The 17,353-nt window shown below is 70.9% G+C and carries 11 protein-coding genes and 1 tRNA gene; 10 read left to right on the top strand and 2 right to left on the bottom strand.

Annotated features, from left to right (window positions below; all coding sequences use genetic code 11):
* Positions 1–107 precede the first annotated feature (107 nt).
* Positions 108–2,150, top strand: coding sequence for a S9 family peptidase (locus QRD43_RS13960; RefSeq protein WP_285983073.1), 2,043 nt, complete (start codon positions 108–110; stop codon positions 2,148–2,150).
* Positions 2,151–2,179: 29 nt separating this feature from the next.
* Here the strand turns inward: QRD43_RS13960 and QRD43_RS13955 are convergent, their stop codons facing one another.
* Positions 2,180–3,475 (bottom strand): EAL domain-containing protein, encoded by a 1,296-nt coding sequence (locus QRD43_RS13955; protein WP_285983072.1) that lies wholly within the window; start codon positions 3,473–3,475, stop codon positions 2,180–2,182.
* 120 nt (positions 3,476–3,595) lie between these two features.
* On the opposite strand from QRD43_RS13955, the gene QRD43_RS13950 reads away from it, so the two are divergent.
* The 9 genes from QRD43_RS13950 to rocF all read left to right on the top strand — a co-directional run bounded on the left by QRD43_RS13950 (position 3,596) and on the right by rocF (position 16,439).
* Positions 3,596–4,783: a vWA domain-containing protein gene (locus tag QRD43_RS13950; RefSeq protein ID WP_285983198.1), complete on the top strand. Its 1,188-nt coding sequence runs from the start codon at positions 3,596–3,598 to the stop codon at positions 4,781–4,783.
* Complete coding sequence (locus QRD43_RS13945; RefSeq protein WP_285983071.1) at positions 4,780–6,669, top strand: autotransporter assembly complex protein TamA; 1,890 nt, start codon at positions 4,780–4,782, stop codon at positions 6,667–6,669. The genes QRD43_RS13950 and QRD43_RS13945 overlap by 4 nt, the downstream gene beginning before the upstream one ends.
* A complete protein-coding gene (locus QRD43_RS13940; protein WP_285983070.1) occupies positions 6,666–10,865 on the top strand; it encodes a translocation/assembly module TamB domain-containing protein in 4,200 nt (1,399 codons plus the stop codon). The genes QRD43_RS13945 and QRD43_RS13940 overlap by 4 nt, the downstream gene beginning before the upstream one ends.
* Before the next feature lie 85 nt (positions 10,866–10,950).
* Positions 10,951–11,025, top strand: a tRNA-Arg gene (locus tag QRD43_RS13935).
* Positions 11,026–11,243: 218 nt separating this feature from the next.
* Positions 11,244–11,633 carry a hypothetical protein gene (locus tag QRD43_RS13930; protein WP_285983069.1) on the top strand — a complete coding sequence of 130 codons (390 nt, stop codon included), beginning with the start codon at positions 11,244–11,246 and terminating at the stop codon, positions 11,631–11,633.
* Between the two features lie 586 nt (positions 11,634–12,219).
* Positions 12,220–13,656, top strand: a complete 1,437-nt coding sequence (locus QRD43_RS13925) for a S41 family peptidase (protein ID WP_285983068.1) — start codon at positions 12,220–12,222, stop codon at positions 13,654–13,656.
* 97 nt (positions 13,657–13,753) lie between these two features.
* A complete protein-coding gene (locus tag QRD43_RS13920; protein ID WP_285983067.1) occupies positions 13,754–14,503 on the top strand; it encodes a HesA/MoeB/ThiF family protein in 750 nt (249 codons plus the stop codon).
* Positions 14,504–14,608: 105 nt separating this feature from the next.
* Positions 14,609–15,490, top strand: a complete 882-nt coding sequence (locus tag QRD43_RS13915; RefSeq protein WP_285983066.1) for an LOG family protein — start codon at positions 14,609–14,611, stop codon at positions 15,488–15,490.
* 19 nt (positions 15,491–15,509) lie between these two features.
* A complete protein-coding gene (rocF, locus tag QRD43_RS13910; protein WP_285983065.1) occupies positions 15,510–16,439 on the top strand; it encodes an arginase in 930 nt (309 codons plus the stop codon).
* A gap of 57 nt (positions 16,440–16,496) precedes the next feature.
* On the opposite strand, the gene QRD43_RS13905 is transcribed toward rocF, so the two are convergent.
* Complete coding sequence (locus QRD43_RS13905) at positions 16,497–17,327, bottom strand: DUF429 domain-containing protein (protein ID WP_285983064.1); 831 nt, start codon at positions 17,325–17,327, stop codon at positions 16,497–16,499.
* Positions 17,328–17,353: the final 26 nt, after the last annotated feature.

Below are 17,353 nucleotides of genomic sequence, written 5' to 3'. Positions count from 1 at the left end.
CGCCACGGCGCGCCGTACAGGCTGCGGCGCCGCACGCGCCGCCTCCCCGCCCCTACACTGCTCGCCGGCGTGCCTTCCTGCGCGCCGCCTGACGAGGAGCCTGGCGCATGCCCGCGAGCAAGACTTTCAGCATTGACACCCTCTGGGCGATCGAGCGCCTGGGCCCCCCCAGCCTGTCGCCCGACGGCGCCCAGGCCGTCGCCAGCCTCACCCGCTATGCGATGGAGGACAACAGCAGCCGCACGAGCCTGTGGCTGCTCTCCACGCTGGGCGGCGATCCCCGGCGCCTGACGCAGGCCGGTGACAAGGACGCCAGCCCGCGCTGGAGCCCGCAGGGCGACCAGATCGCCTTCCTGGCCCGACGCGAGCAGGACGGTCGCAAGGACGAGACGGCCCAGCTCTACCTGATCCCGCCCGACGGCGGCGAGGCCCGCCGCGTCAGCGACGTGCCCATGGGCATCGAGGCCTTCAAGTGGTTCCCGGACGGCCGCCACATCGCCTTCGTCGCCTGGGTCTGGCCGCAGCTCAAGGGCGCTGCCGCACAGGCCAAGGCATGGGCGGCGCACCTGGCGCGCAAGACCAGCGGCTACGTGACCTCCGAAGCCCTGTACCGCTACTGGGACCACCACATCCCCATGGACCGCGTGCCCCGTCTGCACGTGCTGGACACGCGCACGGGCAAGGTCCGCGACCTCTTCGAGGGCAGCGCCTGGGAGCTGAGCCGCTCCGAGCCCGACGCCGACGCCTTCGACATCTCGCCCGACGGCCGGCGCATCGTCTTCGCCTGCGATCCGGCACCGCACAAGCAGCTCGACCACTGCTTCGCGCTGGCCGAGGTCGAGGTGCGCAGCCGCGCGGTGCGCCTGCTGCTGCAGGAGGAAGGCTGGCATCTGCATGCCCCGGTCTACAGCCACGCCGGGCACCACCTGGCCTTCCTGGCCTGCCACCGCGGGCACAAGCACACGATGCCGGACCAGCTGGGGGTGCTGGACACCCACGGCAACTGGGCCGTGCTGTCCGAAGACTGGGACCGCGAGGTCCAGGCGCCGCTGCGCTGGGACGAGGACGACCTCGGCGTGCTCTTCTGCGGTGAGGACGAGGGCCGGCGCCACCTCTGGCGCTTCGACGTCAAGACCTGCGCAGCCTTCACGCAGTTCGAGGGCGGCAACACCACGGCCTTCGACCTGCAGGCCGGCACGCTGGTGGTGCTGCACGACAGCGCCGCGCATCCGCCGCGCCTGAGCGTCGTCGACGATGTGACGGACAGCGCCCGCGCCCAGCGCATCGAGACCTTCAACGACGCCCTGCTCCAGCCGCTGCGCATCGGGCGCGTCGAGGCCGTGCAGGTGCGGGGCGCGCAGGGCGACGACGTGCAGATGTGGCTGACGTATCCGCCCGGCTTCGACGCCAAGCGCAAGTACCCGCTGCTGCACCTCATCCACGGCGGGCCGCATGCGGCCTTCGGCGACAGCTGGCACTTCCGCTGGAACGCGCAGCTGCTGGCGGCCGAGGGCTATGTCGTGGCCTGCGTGAACTACCACGGCTCCTCGGGCTTCGGCTTCGCCTTCAAGGACGCCATCACCCACCGCTGGGGCGAGCTGGAGCTGCAGGACGTCGAGGCCGCCACCGACTGGCTGCTGAAGAACCCCTGGATCGCGCGCGACCGCGTCTTCGCCAGCGGCGGCAGCTACGGCGGCTACATGGTGGCGTGGATGAACGGGCACGTGAAGACCGGCCGCTACCAGGCCTACGTCTGCCATGCGGGCTGCTACGACTGGCAGGCCATGTTCGCGGACGACGCCTACACCTGGCACTCGAAGGAGCTTGGGGCGTACTACTGGAACGACCCGGCCCGCGTGGCCGCGCAGAGCCCGCACGCCTTCGCACAGCACATGAAGACGCCCACGCTGGTGATCCATGGCGCGCAGGACTACCGCGTGCCGGATGCCCAGGGCCTGGCCTACTACAACACGCTCAAGGCACGCGGCGTGGACGCCCGGCTGCTGTGGTTCCCCGACGAGAACCACTGGGTGCTGAAGCCGCAGAACAGCCGCCTCTGGTACCAGGAGTTCCTCGCGTGGCTGGCGGCGCACGATCCCGGCCGTCGCGCCGTGAAGCGGCCGCGCCGGGCGGGCACCGCCGGGCGCTGAGCGCTTTCGAGAGGAGCGGCGCGGCGGGGTCAGGCCGGCGCCGCGGCCGGGCGGCGGATGTCGCCGTCGCCCCAGTCCACATCGGCGCAGAGCACCCGCAGGTGCGGGCCGAGCCAGAAGGCGATGGACAGCGTCACGCACATGCGCGCGCCGTGCAGGCTGAGGTAGGGCCGCGTGACCTGCAGCTGGCCGATGTCCGCCATGGCCCGGCGGAAATAGGGCCGGCGGGACCAGCGCGCATGGTGCGAGGCGTCCAGCGGCGCGAAGCGCAGGTCGGGGCAGGAGTCCTGCGCATCGGGGTGGACGCGCATGCCGAGGTCGAGCCCGTGCTCGTCGAGCAGGAAGCACAGCTGCGCGCCCGGCACCGACAGAAAGCTCTGGCCGGCCTGCTCCAGCGGCTCGCCCGCCTTCAGGCGCACGACGGCCGCCTGCGCGGCGGCACGGAAGGGCAGCAGGCGCTCCTCGTCCCGCTCGCGCCCCTGCAGGGAGCGCACATCGATGAGATCCCAGAAGCCGTCGATGGTCGGGTTCGTCTGGGGCTCCAGGAGATCGTCCATGGGGCGGCCCAGGCCGTAGCCCTGCAGCAGGTCCACGTCGGCGTCGAGCGCGAGCTGCATCTCGTCCCGCCCTTCGATGCCCTCCTGCAGCACCAGCGCCCCGCACTCGTGCAGCAGCGCCACCATCTGCGACATGATCCGGGCCACGCGCGGCGCGGCCAGCGCGCGCTGGGGCAGGCTCTTGTCCAGCTTCACGATCTCCGGGCGCATGCGCCACACGCGGTCGAAGTTGGAATGCCCCGCGCCGAAGTCGTCCAGGGCCAGCAGGCAGCCCGTCGCGCGGGCCGCCTCGACCGCCTGCTCGAAGTAGGCGCCGCGCGCCATCACCTCCTCGGTCACCTCGAACACGAGCCGGTGCATGGGCAGGCCCAGCTGCTCCACCGTCTGCACCGCGCGCGCCAGCATCGGCGCCTCCAGCGCGGCACGCACGAAGACCTCGGGATGGATGTTCAGGAAGAGCCAGCAGTCCGGGACCGCCTGGGTAACAAAGTTGTGAACATGTAGCAGCCTGCACAGGCGGTCCAGCTGCAGCTGCTCGAAGGGGTCCGGGCCCTGCGCGAAGACGAGCGCAGGATCGACGCTTGCCCCGCCGGCGTCCGTGAAGCGCGCCAGCGCCTCATAGCCCACCGGGCGGCGGTGCGGCAGGCTGTAGATCGGCTGGAACTGGCTGCTCAGGCGCAGACCCCGGTGATGCGCCGACCACCGCCCGCCGTCCTCCTGGATGGCGGCGAAGAGGGCCTGCATCGTCCGATCCACATCCTGGTTCATGGCGCCTTCAGCACGACAAGATCCGTAGATGCTAAGCCCCTGCCTTGCGTCAGGCTTGCGGCGTGTCCGGCAAGGAGCGCCGCTCTGTGGATAATCACCGCGACACTCCCCTTGCCTGCCATGCTGATCCAGTTCTTCTACACCCTGCGTGCCGCCAAGCTGCCTGTCTCGGTGAAGGAGTACCTCACGCTGCTGGAGGCCCTGAAGCTCGGCGTGATGGACGCCGAGGACGGCGGCCCCACCGTCGACCGCTTCTACTACCTCGCCCGCACGACGCTGGTGAAGGACGAGGCGCACTTCGACAAGTTCGACCGCGCCTTCGCCGCCTACTTCAAGGGGGTGGAGCTGCTCACGGACTTCGCCCGCGAGCTGCCGGAGGAATGGCTGCGCAAGCACCTCGAGCTGGAACTCACGCCCGAGCAGAAGGCCGAGATCGAGCACCTGGGCTGGGACCAGCTGATGGAGACCCTGCGCCAGCGCCTGGAGGAGCAGAAGGAACGCCACGAGGGCGGCAACCGCTGGATCGGCACCGGCGGCACCAGCCCCTTCGGCGCCTACGGCTACAACCCGCAGGGCATCCGCATCGGCCAGGACCGCGGCCGCAACCGCAGTGCCGTGAAGGTCTGGGACCAGCGCGCCTACAAGGACTACGACGACAACCTCGAGCTCGGCACCCGCAACATCAAGGTCGCGCTGCGCCGCCTGCGCCGCTTCGCCCGCGAGGGCTCCGACCTCGAGCTGGACCTCGACGACACCATCCACAAGACCGCCGCCAACGCCGGCATGCTGGACATCCGCATGGTCCCCGAGCGGCACAACAAGGTGAAGGTGCTGCTGCTGATGGACGTCGGCGGCACGATGGACGAGCACATCCACCGCGTCGAGGAGCTCTTCTCGGCCGCCAAGAGCGAGTTCAAGCACCTCGAGTTCTATTACTTCCACAACTGCGTCTATGACTTCATGTGGAAGAACAACCGCCGCCGCTTCGCCGAGAAGATGCCCACCTGGGACGTCATCCGCAAGTACAACAAGGACTACAAGCTGATCTTCGTGGGCGACGCCACCATGAGCCCCTACGAGATCCTGCAGCCCGGCGGCAGCGTCGAGTACAACAACGAGGAGCCTGGCGCCGAATGGCTGCAGCGGCTCGTCCACGCCTTCCCCAAGTACGCCTGGATCAACCCGGAACCGCAGGGCGTCTGGCAGTACCGCCAGAGCATTTCCATCATCCAGCAGTTGATGCACCAGCGCATGTTCCCGCTCTCCATCACCGGGCTGGAATCCGCGATGCGGCTGCTGAGCAAATGAGGACGCCGACGGGACGCTGCCGCCGCCTGGCTCTCGGCCTGTGCCTGGCTCTGGGACTCGGGCTGCTGGGCGGCTGCGGCTCGCTGCAGGGCCTGCAGGAGGCGATGGGCGCGAAGGCCCGCACGCAGGGCGCCGCGGCGCCGCGGCTCAAGGCGGCCTACCGCCTCGACATCCGCGCCAGCGGCGAGGTCCAGGAGCTGCTCGCGCGCCACCTGGACCTGGCCCGCTTCCAGCAGATTGCCGAGAGCGACAGCCTGAGCCCCGTCGAGCTGGACCGCCTCGCCGCCGTGGCCCCGGAGCAGGCCCGCGCACTGCTGGAGACGCTGGGCTACTTCGACGCGCATGTCGAAGTGCAGCGCCAGGCCAATGCCGACCACAGCCAGCAAGACCTGACCCTGATCGTCGACCCGGGCCCGCGCAGCGTCGTGGGCGACCTGGACCTGCAGTTCGAGGGCGAGATCCACGCCGAGCCCGGGCAGCCGGACGCCGCACGCGCCCTGGCGATGCAGGCGGACCTGGCGCAGCGCTGGCCCCTGCAGAAGGGGCGGGCCTTCACGCAGGCGGCGTGGTCCTCCGCCAAGTCGGCGGTGCTCGGCCGCGCCCGCGCTCAGGGCTACCCGCTGGCCCACTGGAGCAGCACGGAGGCGCAGGTCGACACCGAGTCCCGCCAGGTCAGCCTCGCGCTGCGCCTCGACAGCGGCCCGCTGTTCCGTCTGGGCGCGCTGCAGATCGAGGGCCTGCAGCACCAGTCCGAGGACACGGTCCGGCGGCTCGCGGGCTACGAACCGGGAGAGCCCTACACCGAACAGGCGCTGCTGGACTTCCAGGAGCGGCTGCTGCGCACGCAGCTCTTCGATGGCGTCACCGTGGACATCCAGCCCGAGAGCGCGCAGGCCGCGGCCGTGCCGGTGCGGGTGCGCGTGAAGGAGGCGCCGCGCCAGCAGGCCACCACCGGCATCGGCTACAGCGCGAACAACGGCTACAACGCCAGCGTCGAGCACCTGCACCGCCTGCCCGCCGGGCTGCCGATGCGCGCGCGCAGCAAGGTGCAGCTGGGCCAGCTCCTGCGCAAGGCCGAGCTCGAGCTCAGCTCGCACCCCCAGCCCGACATGCAGCGCAACCTCGGCTCGCTGCAATGGGAGCAGGACCTCAACAACGACAAGGACATCCGCACGCTGAGCGCCCGCGTGGGGCGCCTGCGCGAGGCGGGGCATGACGAGCGGCTCGCCTACGCCGAGATGCTGCGCTCGGTGGAGCGCACCGGCCCGGGCGAGGCCCTGCGCTCCGGCGCCTGGAGCGGCAATGTGCAATGGACGCGCCGCCGCCTGGACAGCCTGCTGCTGCCCACCGACGGCTACACCGCCCAGCTGCTGCTCGGCGCCGGCCGGGCCGACAACAACGCGCCCGACCAGGACAGCGGCCCCTTCGCCCGGGCCCGGTTCAAGATCGAGTACTTCCGCCCCCTGCCCTCCGGCTGGTACCTCAGCGCCCGCACGGACCTCGCCCAGATCCTGGGGGCGGACCGCCTCGGCCTGCCGTCCAAGATGCTCTACCTGGCCGGCGGCGACGATTCGGTGCGCGGCTACGCCTACCAGAGCCTCGGCCTGGTCAAGGACGACAGCGGCACCGTCAGCGGCGGCCGCAAGCTCTGGACGGGCAGCCTCGAGATCGCCCGCCCGGTGATGGAGAGCGTGCCCATGCTGTGGGGCGCCGCCTTCATCGACGCCGGCCAGGTCGCCGACCGCTGGCAGGCGCTGCGGCCGGTGGTGGGCTACGGCGTCGGTGCCCGTCTGCGCAGCCCCGTCGGCGCGCTGCGCCTGGACCTCGCCCGCGCGCACGAGACCGGCAAGTGGCGCATTCACTTCAGCGTGGGGATCGCCCTGTGAGCGAGCAGGCACCGACGACCCCGACCACCCCCGAGGCCCCGACGCCGGCGCCGCGCCCGCGCCGCCATCTCGGACGCTGGTTCGCCTGGAGCCTGGCGCTGGGCGGCCTGCTGGGCACGGCGGCCATGGGCACCGTCTGGCTGATGGGCACGGAAGCCGGCACGGCCTGGCTGCTGCGCCAGGCGCCGGACGTGATCAGCGCCGACGCGCCCCAGGGCCGCCTGCTCGGCGACTTCTCCGCCCGCCAGCTGCGCCTGAACCTGCCGGGGGACACGCACCTGCAGTTCGACGGCCTGCGCTGGCAGGGCCTGCGCCTGGGCTGGGACCGTTCCCCGCAGCTGTGGGCCCGGATCGACGCCGAGCGGCTGCAGGCGGACCGCATCCAGATCCGCTGGACCTCCTCCGACACCCCCAGCGCCCCGCTTACCGATCTACGCCTGCCCGTCGCCGTGAAGATCGACGAGCTCGCCGTGGGCCAGCTGGACCTGCCCAGCGCCGGCACGCAGCTGAGCCAGCTGCAGGCCCGCGTCGCCCTGGCCCAGCCGGACGAGCACGGCCAGCAGGTGCACACGCTTCAGCTGCAGTCGCTGCGCTGGCAGGACGTGCAGCTCAAGGGCTCGCTGCGCGCCGAGGCCGACGGCCGCATGCCGCTGCAGGCTCAGCTCGACGCCACGGGCCGGCTCCCGCAGGGCCCGGACTGGCAGGCGCGCCTGCAGGCCCAGGGGCCGCTGCTGGACCTCCCGCTGCAGCTCGACTTCAAGACCGCAGGCCAGTCGCTGCAGGCTCAGGCCCGCGCGCGGCCGGAGGCGGCCTGGCCGCTGGCCGGCCTGCAGGCGAGCCTGAAGCAGTTCGACCTCGCCGCCCTGAATGCGGACTGGCCGCGCACGGCGCTGAGCGGCCAGCTCGACCTGGATGCCCAGGACTGGGAGCGACCCGCCGCGCTCAAGGTCCAGATCAGCAACGCGCTCGGCGGCCCCTGGGACCTCCAGCGCCTGCCGCTCGCGAAGCTCCAGGCCGACCTGCAGTTCGCGCCCGCCCACTGGCAGTCCCTGCAGATCCGCAGCCTGGCCCTGGACGTCGCCGATGCGCGCGGCCAGCCGGCCGGCCAGCTCCAGGCCCAGGGGCAGCTGAACCCGACGCAGGCCTCCGATCTCCAGCTGCGGCTCAACGGCCTGCGCCTGGACGCCTTGCACAGCCAGCTGCTGGCGCTCGCGCTGGACGGCCAGCTGCGCCTTCGCCGCGAGGCCGCCACCGTGCGGGCGCCGGATCCCAAGTCCCCCCCCAGGCCGGGCCAGAAGCCGGCCCCCGCCGCCCCACCCGCGTGGCTCGACCTGGAGGGCCAGATCAGCACCCGCCTGGCCTCGTCCGGGCACCCGGCCGTGGCGACGCCCCAGCTGCAGATCAAGGCCCAGCTGGGCGAGCAGGGCGTGCGCGTGCACCGTGCCGAGCTGAGCGCCGGCAAGGCCTCCGCCAGCGTGCAGGGCGAATGGATCCGTCAGGAGCAGGGTGACTGGCAGGCCCGACTGCAGGCCCAGAGCCAGCAGCTCGACCCCGGCCTGCTGTGGAAGCCGGCGGCCGGCAGCGGCGCCCCGCACAGCCTCAATCTGCAGCTCTCCGCGCAGCTGCACCGCAGCGCCGGCAGCCTGTGGCCGCAGGGCGAGGCCAGCCTGCGCCTGCTGCCGAGCCAATGGGCCGGCCAGCCACTGCAGGGCCAGCTGCAGTACCTGCGGGATGCACAGCCGGCGCGTCTGGTCCTGAACCTCGAGCAGGAGCGCAACCAGCTGCAGGGCGAGGTGCAGGGCCTGGAGGCCATGCGCCCGGAGGCCCGCCTCAAGGTCCAGTGGCCGCGCCTGACCGCCCTGACGCCGGTGCTCGAAGCACTCGCCCCAGGGCTGACGCTCGAGGGCGGGCTGCAGGGCGATGCCCTGGTGCGGGGTCAGGTCTTGCCTGCGCCGTCCAAGGCCCGGGCGAGCTCGCGCTGGAGCTGGTCCACGCAGGGTCAGCTCGCGCTGCAGCAGCTGGTGATGCGACAGCCCGGCCGGCAGGCGAAGCTGCAGCAGGGCCGTCTGAGCTGGCAGCTGGGCACGGATGCCGCCGAACCACTGGGCGTCACGCTCGATGCCGGCCCCCTCGTCCTGACCCAGGCGCAGCGCAGTGTGCAGGTCGAGGGGCTGCTCGCGAAGCTGTCCGGCACCTGGTCGCGACACCAGCTGCAGCTGCAGGGCCAGGCCCGGCCGCTGCCCACCTCGGCGGGCGACCCGCCGCTGCCCGGCGCCGCCCTGCAGCTGGCGCTGGAAGGCCAGCTCAATGCCCTGCCCTTCGGCCTGTCCGGCCAGCAGGAGGCCCTCGACTGGCGCCTGAGCCTGCAGCAGGCCCGCCTGCGACCGCAGCCCACGACGGCCAATGACCCGTGGCTGCAGATCGAGCCCGTGCAGGCCCGCCTCACCCTGAGTCCCGGCGCCGAGCTGCTCAGCGCCGAGCTGCAGGAGGGGCACGCCAGCATCGCCGGCGGCCAGGCCCGCATCCGCTGGAGCCAGGCCCGCTACCAGGCGCCGCAGAACAGCAGCGCCCTGCCCACCCTCCAGCTCGACGCCCTGCTGGAGCCCCTGGCCCTGGCCCCGCTGCTGGCCAAGGCCCAGCCGGACTTCGGCTGGGGCGGGGATCTGCTGGTCGACGGCCGTCTGCACCTGGACACCCGCCAGGGCACGAACCTCACCTTTGAGCTGCAGCGGCTCAGCGGGGACCTCAGCGTCACGGAAGACCGCGGCGTGCAGCGTCTCGGCCTGAGCGACTTCGGCCTGCGGCTGCAGGCGCGCCAGGGCGTGTGGTCGCTGACACAGGCGCTGGCGGGGAGCAATCTCGGCGGATTCGGCGGCATCGTCGTCGCCCGCACGGACCCGCGTGCGCTCATGCCGCCGATGGACGCGCCGATCGAGGGCACGGTGCAGGCCAATGTCGCCAACCTCGCCACCTGGGGCGGCTGGATCCCGGCCGGCTGGCGCGTGAGCGGCGCCATGACCGCCGGCTTCATGCTGGGCGGCACGCTGCGCGACCCGCAGCTGCGTGGGCAAGCCCAGGGCGAAGGCCTGGCCGTGCGCAATCCGCTGATGGGCGTGGACGTGCGGGACACCCGGTTCCTGCTCGCCCTCGAGGGCACGCGCGCCCGGCTCCAGCAGTTCAGCGCCCACGCGGCCGACGGCGAGCTGCGCCTGAGCGGCGAGGCCCGCCTCGGTGCCCAGCCCGACCTGCGCCTGGACCTGCAGGCCGAGAAGTTCGGCCTGCTCACGCGCCTGGACCGCCGCATCATCACCAGCGGTCAGGGCCAGGTGCACCTGACGCCCGGCAGCGTGGACGTGCAGGGCGCCTTCCGCATCGACGAGGGCCTGTTCGACTTCAGCAAGGGCGATGCGCCCACGCTCGACGAGGACGTGGTCGTGCGCCGCCCGGTGAGCGCCCAGCAGGCCGCGCGGCGCGACGCCCCGCCGATGAAGGTGGCCGTGCAGCTGGACCTCGATCTCGGCGAGCAGATGAAGCTGCGCGGCCGCGGCCTCGACACCCGGCTGCAGGGCCAGCTCAAGCTGCAGCACAAGGACGGCAAGCCGAGCCTGGTGGGCACGGTGCGCACCGAGGGCGGCACCTACGACGCCTACGGCCAGAAGCTGACCGTCGAGAAGGGCGAGATCCTCTTCACCGGCGTGCTCGACAACCCCCGCCTCGACGTCCTGGCCGTGCGCCCGAACACCGATGTGCGCGTGGGCGTGACCGTCGGCGGCACGGCGCTGAACCCGCGCATCAAGCTGTTCTCCGAGCCCGAGCTGCCCGAGACCGACAAGCTCTCCTGGCTGCTGCTCGGCCGCGGCCCCGACGAGCTCGGCCGTGCCGACACCGCCCTGCTGCAGCGCGCCGCCCTGGCCCTGCTCAGCGGCGAGGGTGAGTCCACGTCGGGCAAGCTGATGAAGAACCTGGGGCTGGACGAGCTGTCCGTGTCGCAAGGTGCACAGGACGACGCCCGCGGCGCCATCGTGCGCGTGGGCAAGCAGCTCTCCAAGCGCGTCTACGTGGGCTACGAACGCGGCCTGAATGCGACGACCGGCAACTGGCAGCTCATCTACCGCATCGCCCAGCGCTTCACCCTGCGTGCCCAGAGCGGCGAGGACAGCGCGCTGGACCTGATCTGGCAGTGGCGCTGGCAGTGACGGCCCCCTGCGAGCGGCCGGCCCCCGCAGCCAGTCGTGCGACAATCCGCGCCGCTTCCCAGGGCTTCCCCCGGTGAAGCCGGTGCTCTCCGTAGTTCAATGGATAGAACGGCCGCCTCCTAAGCGGCAAATACAGGTTCGATTCCTGTCGGAGGGACCAGTCTCTCCCGCCGCAGCCCCACAGACATCCGTCAACCGACCCTGACGCACGCCGCCAAGCGAGCGGCCGTCCGGCGCGGTGGCCCCGGCGGGGGCGCCCTTCGGCGCGCCGGCCAGGCCCGTGACGGCGCGTTCCCGCCGGCACTCGGTTTCCCGGATGATCCCGCCCTCACACTCGCGTACAACGCGAGCTTTGCCAGAAGATCGAGGGAGACCGGCATGGCCGGAGACACAAGAAGAGGCGGCCTGCTGGCCCCCATGCGCACGCGCGAGGATGCAGAACAGGCGGCGCGCGACTGCGCGCGGGCCTTCTTCGTGGTGGCAGCCCTCCAGACGGTGGCCGGCCTGCTGCTGACGCCCTGGATCCTGGTGGACGCCGTGATCTTTGCGCTGTGCGCCCACTTCATCCGCAGCACCTGGAGCCGCTCGGCCGCGGTCATCGCGATGATCTGCGCCTGCCTCGGCTTCATCACGACGGTCATGAACCGCCTGGGCGACGACCTCGGCGGCGGCAACATCCTGCTGTCCACGCTGGTCGTTCTTGTGGCGGCCCGGGGCGTCGAGGCAACCCACAAGCTCCACGGGCGCTTCAAGTACGGCTCCCGGTGAGGCACCGCCCCGCGGCCGGACCACCGGCCGCTCGCAGGCCTGGCCGGGCTTCGCTGGGTAGGCACGGCGGCGCGAGACACACGGCGGGCGCTGCTGGAGCGGCGCGGCCGGCGCGTCCGCCGCCCGATGCGGGAGCTGAAGGACGAGGGCCCCTCCTGTCACCGGCGCTGGGACGCATCCTGCCGGCGCCTGCCCGCCCGGCCCGGTGGGCACCCTCGGACCGCGCTGAGCGCGCCCGGCGCGTGCGGTTTTCAACGCTCGCCCTCCCCTGACTTTCCGCACAGCGCCCGGGCCGGGCGCACCATGGGTCCCAAGCCGTCGAGCCGGTCGCGGACGGCGCGCGCAAAGCCCCATGGCTGCTGGCAAGTCAGCAGTCCGCCGGTCGAAGGACGGTCGGCAGGAGGCCTCCGTCGCGCGCAGCCCACGTCACAGGCGGCGTAAACCCCTGAAACAGGCGTTTCGGAGCGGACTCATCCTGCGGTCGCATGCAGGGCGGGACCTATACTTGAAACGTCCCCTCATGGGGCGCTGCGCCCGCAAGGCGCGGTGAACTGACTGGATCTCACTGATAGGAAACACTCGCATCATGAGTGCCAAACTGAAAGTCGCCGGATGGGTGGCCCTCGGGGCCGTGGCAGGGGCCCTGACCACCATGCAATTGCAGGCGAACGCCAGGAGCAGCCTCTCGCCGCTGCCCCTGGAAGAGATGCAGCAGCTGGCCGCCGTGTTCGGCATGGTCAAGTCCGACTACGTCGAGCCCGTCGACGAGAAGAAGCTGATCAACGACGCCATCGCCGGCATGGTCTCCGGCCTGGACCCGCATTCGCAGTTCTTCGACAAGAAGAGCTTCAAGGAATTCCGTGAAGGCACCTCCGGCAAGTTCGTCGGCGTGGGCATCGAGATCGGCATGGAAGACGGCCTGGTCAAGATCGTCTCGCCGATCGAGGGCTCGCCTGCCTTCCGCGCCGGCCTCAAGAGCGGCGACCTCATCACCCGCATCGACGACACCGCCGTCAAGGGCCTGACCCTCGACCAGGCCGTGAAGCGCATGCGCGGCGAGCCCGCCACCAAGGTGCAGCTGACCATCTTCCGCAAGCTGGAGAACCGCTCCTTCCCCGTGACGATCACCCGCGAGGAGATCAAGGTGGTGAGCGTGCGCGGCAAGGTCGTCGAGCCCGGCTACGCCTGGGTGCGCCTGAGCCAGTTCCAGGACCGCACGGTCGACGACTTCGTCAAGAAGGTCGAGGAGATCTACAAGCAGGATCCCAAGCTCAAGGGCCTGGTGCTCGACCTGCGCAACGACCCGGGCGGCCTGCTGGAAGGCGCCGTGGCGGTGTCCTCCGCCTTCCTGCCCAAGGACGTCGAGGTGGTCTCGACCAACGGCCAGATCGCCGAGTCCAAGGCCAGCTTCAAGGCCAATCCGGAGTACTACCTGCGCCGCGGCGGCTCCGACCCGCTGAAGAAGCTGCCCGATTCGCTCAAGAACATCCCGCTGGTGGTGCTGGTCAACGAAGGCTCGGCCTCGGCCAGCGAGATCGTGGCCGGCGCGCTGCAGGACCACAAGCGGGCCGTCATCATGGGCGCCCAGACCTTCGGCAAGGGTTCGGTGCAGACCGTGCGCCAGCTCAGCCCGGAAACGGCACTGAAGATCACGACCGCGCGCTACTACACCCCGAGCGGCCGCTCGATCCAGGCCAAGGGCATCGTGCCCGACGTCATGCTGGACGAGACCGCCGAGGGCAATGTCTTCGCCGCCCTGCGCATGCGCGAGGCCGATCTGGAGAAGCATCTGCAGAACGGCCCCGAGGACAAGGACGACGCCCGCGCCAAGGCCCGCGAGGAAGCCCGCGCCAAGCTGGAAGCCGAGTACGCCAAGAACAAGGACTCGATCAAGCCGCTGCCCGAGTTCGGCTCGGCCGAGGACTTCCCGCTGCAGCAGGCCCTCAACCAGCTCAAGGGCAAGCCCGTGATCGCGTCCAAGACGGCCACCGAGCGCAAGGCCGAGGCCAAGACCGGCGAATAAGCCGCTCGCAGGGCCCGCGCCCCGCACGACCCGCCTGGCCCTGCCGGCGGGTCTTTTTCTTTGCAAGGCGGCCCGGGCAGGGCGCTATGCTTGCCCCATGAATGACGAACAGCTGCTGCGCTACTCGCGGCACATCCTGCTCGACGAGATCGGCGTCGAGGGGCAGGCCCGGATCCTGGCCGGGCATGCGCTGGTGATCGGCGCCGGCGGCCTGGGCTCCCCGGTCGCCCTGTACCTGGCCACGGCCGGCGTCGGCACCCTGACCCTGGTGGACCACGACACCGTGGACCTCACGAACCTGCAGCGCCAGATCGTGCACCGGCAGGACCGCATCGGGCAGCCCAAGGTCGCGTCGGCGGCGCTCACGCTGAAGGCGATCAACCCCGAACTGAATGTCCAGGCCCTGCAGGAAAAGGTGGACGAGGCGCGGCTGGACGCCCTCGTGCAATCGGCCGACGTGGTGCTGGACTGCTCCGACAACTTCGCCACGCGCCACGCCGTCAACGCGGCCTGCGTGAAGCACCGCAAGCCGCTCGTCTCCGGGGCCGCGGTGGGCTTCGACGGGCAGATCAGCGTCTACGACAGCCGCTCCGGGCAGACGCCCTGCTATGCCTGCGTGTTCCCGCCGGATGCGCAGTTCGAGGAGGTGCGCTGCGCGCTGATGGGCGTCTTCGCGCCCCTGGTGGGCATCATCGGCAGCCAGCAGGCGGCGGAAGGCCTGAAGCTGCTGGCCGGCCTGCCCGGCTCCCTGGCGGGCCGCCTGCAGATGCTGGACGCCCGCCAGATGCGCTGGAGCGAGATTCTCTTGCAGCGCGACCCCGAATGTGCGTGCTGCAAGTCTGCATAAACCACTTCTCACACAACAAATCCATTCAATCGCGGCAATACAGGAAACAAAATTTCCACCCGGCTGCACTACAGTTCAGCCCGCGCCGCCCCCTTGGGAGACCGCATGAGCAAGCACAAGAACAAACTCACCGCCCGCAATTTCCCCTCGGCCAAGGACGAAGCCCGACAGGTCCAGGCACGCCCGGCACCGGACTACGACGGCCCCGGCAGCGCCTACCGCCTCGCCTTCACCGACGACGATTTCATGCTCCGCGACGAGCTGCGCCCGGTGCGCATGCAGCTGGAGCTGCTCAAGCCCGAGCTGGTGCAGCAGGAGCAAGGCATCAAGGCCACCATCGTCATGTTCGGCAGCGCCCGCATCCCGGATCAGGCCACGGCCGAGCTCCGCCTGAGCGAGGCGCAGGCCCTGGGCGATGCCGCCACACTCGGCAAGGCGCAGATGCAGCTGCAGATGAGCCGCTACTACGAGGAAGCCCGCCGCTTTGCCAGCATCGTGACGCGCGAGAGCATGACGCGCGGCAATCCGATCTACGTGGTGACGGGCGGCGGCCCGGGCATCATGGAAGCGGGCAACCGCGGGGCGCATGAAGTCGGCGGCAAGAGCATCGGCCTGAACATCGTGCTGCCGCACGAGCAGCACCCCAACCCCTACATCACGCCGGAGCTGTGCTTCCGCTTCCACTATTTCGCGCTGCGCAAGATGCACTTCCTGATGCGCTCCGTGGCGCTGGTGTGCTTCCCCGGCGGCTTCGGCACGCTGGACGAGCTTTTCGAGGCGCTTACCCTCATCCAGACCGGCAAGTGCCGCCGCCGCCCCATCCTGATGTTCGGGCGCGACTTCTGGTCCCGCCTGATCAACTTCGAGCTGCTGATCGAGACCGGCATGATCAGCCTCGGCGACGAGCAGCTCTTCCATTTCGTCGACTCCGCCGAGGAGGCCTGGGCCTTGCTCGAGTCGGAGTACGACCTCACCCCCCACGACTGACCCCCCAGAAGAGGATGCCATGACCACTCTGCGCAACGTCTCCCTCATCGGCGCGCCCACCGACATCGGCGCCGGCGCCCGCGGCGCCAGCATGGGCCCCGAAGCCCTGCGCGTGGCCAATATCGGCCCCACGCTCGAGAGCCATGGCGTGCAGGTGGTGGACCGTGGCAACCTCACCGGCCCCTACAACCCCTGGCTGCCGCCGGTGGACGGCTACCGCCACCTGCAGGAGGTCGCGGCCTGGAACCGCGCGGTGCACGACGCCGTGTACGCGGAGCTGAAGACCGGCCGCATGCCCATCCTGCTCGGCGGCGACCACTGCCTGGGCCTGGGCTCGATCAGCGCCGTGGCCCGCCACTGCAAGGAGCAGGGCAAGAAGCTGCGCGTGCTGTGGCTGGACGCGCATGCCGACTTCAACACCAGCGAGCTCACCCCCAGCGGCAACATCCACGGCATGCCCGTCGCCTGTCTGGCGGGCTTCGGCCCCAAGGAGCTGATCGAGATCGGCGGCTTCAGCAAGGAGCACCCGGCCATCAGCCCGAAATGGGTGCGCCAGATCGGCATCCGCAGCGTGGACGCGGGCGAGAAGCGCTTCGTGCATGAGCAGGAGCTCGAGGTCTTCGACATGCGCTACATCGACGAGATGGGCATGCGCCACACCATGGAGCTGGCCCTGGCCACGCTGGACGCCAACACCCACCTGCACGTGAGCTTCGACGTCGACTTCCTCGACCCCTCGATCGCCCCGGGCGTCGGCACCACCGTGCCCGGCGGCCCGACCTACCGCGAGGCCCAGCTGTGCATGGAGATGATTGCCGACACCGGCCGTCTCAGCTCCCTCGACGTGATGGAGCTCAACCCCGCCCTGGACGAGAAGAACCGGACCGCCACGCTGGCGGTGGACCTGATCGAATCGCTGTTCGGCAAGTCCACGCTGATGCGCAAGTGATGCGAGCAGGCGTGGCGCCGCGGCCTCATGCCCGCACCACGCCGGACGCTCGCCGGTTCAGGCACTGACGATCCAGCCCTCCACCGGATCGATCTCCTTGGGCAGGCCGTAGCCCGGCTGCCCACTCGCCCACGCCGCCTGCACGAGACACAGGACAGCGTCCAGCGCATCGCCGCTGGCGTCGTCGACGAGCGCGTCCCGCTGCGCATGGCTCAGCTTCAGCCGCAGGCCCAGGCGGCTCCTGCCCTGCTCCAGCGCCTCCACGAGGTCCTTGCGCGCGATCAGGCGCTCGGGCGTCTGCCGGGCCGTGTCGTCGCTCTTGTAGGAGCGCCGCTGGATCAGCTCGCGAGCCAGCAAGCCCGGATAGGCCTCCAGCGCCACCCGCGCCGGCTGCCCGGCGCACAGCCCCGGAAACGTGGCCTCGGCGGCGCGCAGCACGGGCACGCCGGCATGCATCATCCAGGCCACCGGCGGGTTGACCCACTTCATGCTGGGCGAGGCGCCGGCCGGTCCGTCGCAGGCGCGATGGGCGAACTTGCCGCCCGCGGGCCGGGGCGCCATGAAGGCCTTGAACTGCGCCTTCAGCTCGCTGCGCGGCTGGGCGCAGAAATGGTCCATCAGCGCCGGCCACTGCTGCGGCCAGCCCAGGCTCTGCACAAGTTCGCGGGGCAGGCCGAAAGGCAGGTCGAAGCCGCCGAGCCAGGCGGGCTCCTGACACAGACGCTCACGCAGTGCCGCCAGCTCGGCGAATCGTTCAAGGCCGTGCAGGCGCACAATGGCGCCGCGCCGTTCCCCGCAGGCCAGCACCACGGGCTTGCGGCGGCTGGGGGTGGATGAGAAGTCAAGCCCCAGCAAGAGCGGGATTTCAGGGGTCGCGGAAGTCGGCATGCTCGCGACTTTATCGGCATTGCGTA

The organism is Roseateles subflavus (assembly GCF_030285365.1).
Lineage (GTDB): Bacteria > Pseudomonadota > Gammaproteobacteria > Burkholderiales > Burkholderiaceae_C > Roseateles_B > Roseateles_B subflavus.
This window is presented reverse-complemented; position numbering and strand designations above follow the sequence as displayed.